Origin of the sequence: Micromonospora phytophila (genome assembly GCF_023656545.1) — a bacterium.
Classification (GTDB): Bacteria; Actinomycetota; Actinomycetes; order Mycobacteriales; family Micromonosporaceae; genus Micromonospora; species Micromonospora phytophila.
Genome location: NZ_JAMOKF010000429.1, coordinates 1 through 3,905, shown reverse-complemented (window position 1 = coordinate 3,905; position 3,905 = coordinate 1). Strand labels below are relative to the sequence as shown.

The following is a 3,905-nucleotide window of genomic DNA, read 5'->3' as shown; positions in this document are numbered from 1 at the left end:
CCGCTCTGGCCGCGGACGTGGCCGGCGTGCTGGTCGGCGTGCTGGCGGTCGGCGCGCTCGCCGCCGTGGAGGTCGCGCTGGCGCTGGTCGGGGCCGCCCGGCAGTGGACCCAGCTGCGCAGCGGCCTGGCCCGGGTGGCCGCCCTGCTCGACGAGCCGGCGGCGGACCGGGCGGAAGGCGGCACGCCGGTCGGGTCCGGCCCGCACGACGTGCGGTTCGACGAGGTGACCGTGCGCTACCGGGAGGGGGCGGCGCCCGCCCTGGACGGGTTCAGCCTGGACCTGCCGGCCGGCCGCCGGGTGGCCGTGGTCGGGCCGAGCGGCGCCGGCAAGAGCACCCTGGCCGCAGTCCTCACCGGGGCTGTGTCGCCGGCGGGCGGGCGGATCACCCTGGACGGGCGGGAGCTGTCCGCGTACCGGGCCGAGGAGCTGCCCGGCGCGGTCGGTGGGCTGCTCGCCGAGGCGTACGTCTTCCACGCGTCCGTGCGGGAGAACCTGCTGCTCGGCCGTCCCGCCGCCGGCGAGGAGGAGCTGGCCGGGGCGACCGCGGCGGCCGGGCTGCTGGACTGGGTACGCGCGCAGCCGGAGGGCTGGGAGACCGTGGTCGGCGAGGAGGGCGGTCAGCTCTCCGGCGGCCAGCGGCAGCGATTGGCGCTGGCCCGGGCGCTGCTCGCCGCGCCGGGCGTGCTGGTGCTCGACGAGCCCACCGAGGGGCTCGATCCCGCCGCCGCGGACGCGGTGCTCGCCTCCACGCTGGCCGCCACCCCGGCGGGGCACACGGTGCTGCTGATCAGCCACCGGCTCAGCGGACTCGCCGACCTGGACGAGATCGTGGTGCTGGACGCCGGCCGGGTGGCCCAGCGCGGCCGGCACGCCGAACTGGTCGCCACCGGTGGCTGGTACCGGGACCAGTGGCTGCTCCAGGAGGCGGCCGAACGCGGCTACCTCGCGCTGCGCCCCTGACCGGATCCGGCGGCGCGCGCCCCGGTCTCTCGGGGTCCGGCCAGGGTTCTCCCCGACGACGGACGGCCGCCGGTCGTGGCAGGGTGGTGCCATGGGGGGCGGTGAGGGCGTGTTGGTGGAGGAGCGGCTGCGGGAGCTGGACGAGCGGCTGCGGGGACCCCGCCGGCTCAAGTCCGACCTGCTGACCGAGGCGCGGCACGGGCTGCTGGACGCCGTCGACGCGTACCGCGAGGGTGGGTTGTCGGCGGCGGAGGCCCAGCGCCGGGCGGTGGCCGAGTTCGGCACCCCGGCGCAACTGGCCGCGGCCTACCAGGCGGAGCTGGCGGTGGGCGCGCTGCGCGGCCTGTCCGTGCGGGTCGTCGGCATCGCGGCCGTGCTGATCCTCGCCGGCGACCTCACCTGGCAGGGGTCGAGTTGGAGCGACGGTCCCGGGCCGCCGGCCGGCTACCAGCTCCTCTCCACCACGCTGGACTGGCTCTGGACCGCCGCGTTCCTGCTGGGGGCGGCCGGCCTGGTGCTGGGCCTGCGCGCGGCCCGGTCGGGCCGGGCGGGTGGCGTCCTCGACCGGGCGCTCGGCGCCGCGTTGACCGGGGTGCTGGGTCTCGGCGTGCTGGCCGGCTGCGCGATCTTCGCCTGGTCGATCACGCTCTGGGACGCCGCGCTGACCTGGCCGCCGTTGATCGTCGGCGCGGTCGTCGCCGCCGCGGCCTACCTGTGGCTCGGGCGGGCGGCCCGCACCTGGCTCCTCGCGGCCCGCTGAGCGTCGGCCGGACCGGCGGGGGGCACGCGGCGGGCCCGTTCCGGTGCCCGCCGGGGCGCGGTCAGGCCGGAGCCCCGGGCGGGATGTCGGCGTCGAGGAAACGCCCCACGGTGGAGCTGAACTCGCGCCAGCCGGACCGCTCCCCCGCCAGCGCCTGCCGACCCGCGTCGGTGAGCCGGTACGTCCGCCGCTCCCGCCCGTTGACGGTGCTCCAGGAACTGGCCACGTGACCGGCCCGCTCCAGCCGGCGCAGCGCGGGATAGATGGTGCCGGTGGGCAGGTCCAGCTGGCCGTCGCTGCGGTTCCGCAGCGACTCGATGATCGCGTAGCCGTGCAGCGAGCCCTGCTCCAGCACCGCCAGCAGCAGCGCGTCGAGGTGTCCGTGCAGCGCCTGGGCCTTCATGCGTAGCAAGCCTACTTGTCGGCGGCACGGTCCGCCACCGGGGTGCGGGCACCGGCCTTCCGGAGCAGCCCACTAGGGTATGTGCCCAGAGTCACTCGCCGGCGGCGGACGCCGGCGGGTGGGCAACCCGAAGCACACGGAGGTCAGCGTGGCCCGCCAGTCGCCCCAACGGCCCGACGCCGACGAGCCCGAGCTCGACGACACCGCCGACCCGGCCGAGTCCGGCACCGCACCCGCGTCGGCCGACGCCGCCCGCGCGCTCTGGGACGAGCTGCGGATCGACCCGGTGGAGATCGCCCTGCCCGCCGGCACCGGCTACACGCTGCGGGCGTACCGTCCGGCGCGGGAGCTGACCCCGACCGACGTCACCGAGCGCGACGAGGACGACCCCTTCCTGGCCCGCCGTCAGGTGGTGGCGGAGGAGGACGAGGACGGGGCCGTCGTCATCCTCGACGAGGAGCTCGCGCAGGAGTTCGCCGAGAGCGAGGAGGAGGCGAAGGCCCGCGGCCGGGCCGCCTCCGGCGACGACGAGGACGCCGACTCCGAGACCGACGACGCGGCGGGGGACGAAGAGGTCCCGGCATTCCTGAGCCACCGCGGAAAGCTGCTGCTCTTCAAGACTCCTGAGTCGCTGGTCAGTTTCATCCGCTCCGGAGCACCGCACGATCTGTCCCAACTGGACAGCTGGAATGAATTGTCCGAACGGGTGGAGCCGGCCGACATCGCGCCGCTCGACGAGGACATGTACGAGCTCGACCTGGTGGTGGAGAACCTCCGCGGCGGGCACGACACGTGGGACCCGACGCTGCTGATCGAGGCCGGCGAGGTGGCCCGTGACCTGGCGTACGCCCTGCGTCTGCCCGCGATTCTGGACATGCTCTCCGCCGGGTCCAGCCTCGATGACCTGGACGAGGCGCTGCGCGCCACGGTCAACGGCGGGGTCGGCGCATTCTTCGGCCGTAGGCGGCTGAAGAAAATCGGGGCACAAACCGCAAGTTTGGGTTGGCGCACCATTGTCGGCAAGATCTCTGCGGTCGTGGACTGGCGCGACTGACCCGCACCAGGGAGCATCAGTCTCTGGCAGAGAAAAGCCTTGTGTCCCGGGAGGAGGACGACGCCGTGGCGCTCGTGCGCGTGTACTGCGGTCTGGCCTCGGCGGATCCGGCCGACCGACCGGCTTCGGCCGGTTCGGCGCTGACGTCCGCTGTGGTCGACGACGCAGGCCGTCTGCTGCATGTCTGCGAGATCGGCGACGACGCGGCTGGCTACGCCCAGCTGGTCGCGCTTCTCGTGGAGCGGTCGGGCGGGCCGAGCGGTGCGGCGATCGCCGCCGACAGCGACGACCACACGGTCACCTCGCTGCTCAGCGCGGCGGGTCGCCCCCTGGCCATCGCCGACGACGACTCCGTCGACGACTTCGCCGAGCGGTTCGCCGACGACGACTCCCTGGAGGAGATGCAGTCGCCACCGGCCGAGCGGCGCGCCGTCGGGCTGGCCCGCGCCCTCCAGGCCGGCGCGCTCTCCGCCGTCACCCTGCCGGCCCCCCGGGATCTGGCCGGCTACAAGCAGGTGCTCGCCGCGCACGCCGCGCTGGCCAGCGGCCGGCACTCCGCCGCCGTCGCGCTGCGCGAGGTGCTCCGCGAGCTCTACCCTGCCGCGCTGCGCGCCTACCCCGACCCGGCCGAGCCGGTCTCGCTGGCCGTCCTGGACGCGCTGCCCGAGCCCGGGATGCTGGGCGGCACCGTCGCCCGTGGCCGTGAGGTCTCGGTCGCCGCCGAGG

At 75.5% G+C, this 3,905-nt stretch carries 4 protein-coding genes and 1 pseudogene; 4 read left to right on the top strand and 1 reads right to left on the bottom strand.

Annotation, left to right across the window (positions count from 1 at the left end):
* A partial coding sequence (locus NCC78_RS28940; protein WP_250798491.1) for an ATP-binding cassette domain-containing protein occupies positions 1 to 962 on the top strand: 962 nt, incomplete at its 5' end.
* Positions 963 to 1,053: 91 nt separating this feature from the next.
* The gene (locus NCC78_RS28935) at positions 1,054 to 1,722 is read left to right on the top strand and encodes a permease prefix domain 1-containing protein (RefSeq protein WP_250798490.1); all 669 of its coding nucleotides are present in this window, start codon (positions 1,054 to 1,056) and stop codon (positions 1,720 to 1,722) included.
* A gap of 61 nt (positions 1,723 to 1,783) precedes the next feature.
* On the opposite strand, the gene NCC78_RS28930 is transcribed toward NCC78_RS28935, so the two are convergent.
* Positions 1,784 to 2,125: a PadR family transcriptional regulator gene (locus tag NCC78_RS28930; RefSeq protein WP_250798489.1), complete on the bottom strand. Its 342-nt coding sequence runs from the start codon at positions 2,123 to 2,125 to the stop codon at positions 1,784 to 1,786.
* Positions 2,126 to 2,243: 118 nt separating this feature from the next.
* Here NCC78_RS28930 and NCC78_RS28925 point away from each other — a divergent pair, with 118 nt between their 5' ends.
* Positions 2,244 to 3,179: a SatS C-terminal domain-containing protein gene (locus NCC78_RS28925; protein ID WP_250798488.1), complete on the top strand. Its 936-nt coding sequence runs from the start codon at positions 2,244 to 2,246 to the stop codon at positions 3,177 to 3,179.
* A 41-nt stretch (positions 3,180 to 3,220) separates the two neighbouring features.
* Positions 3,221 to 3,905 (top strand): annotated as a pseudogene (locus NCC78_RS28920) (transposase); the annotation flags it as partial.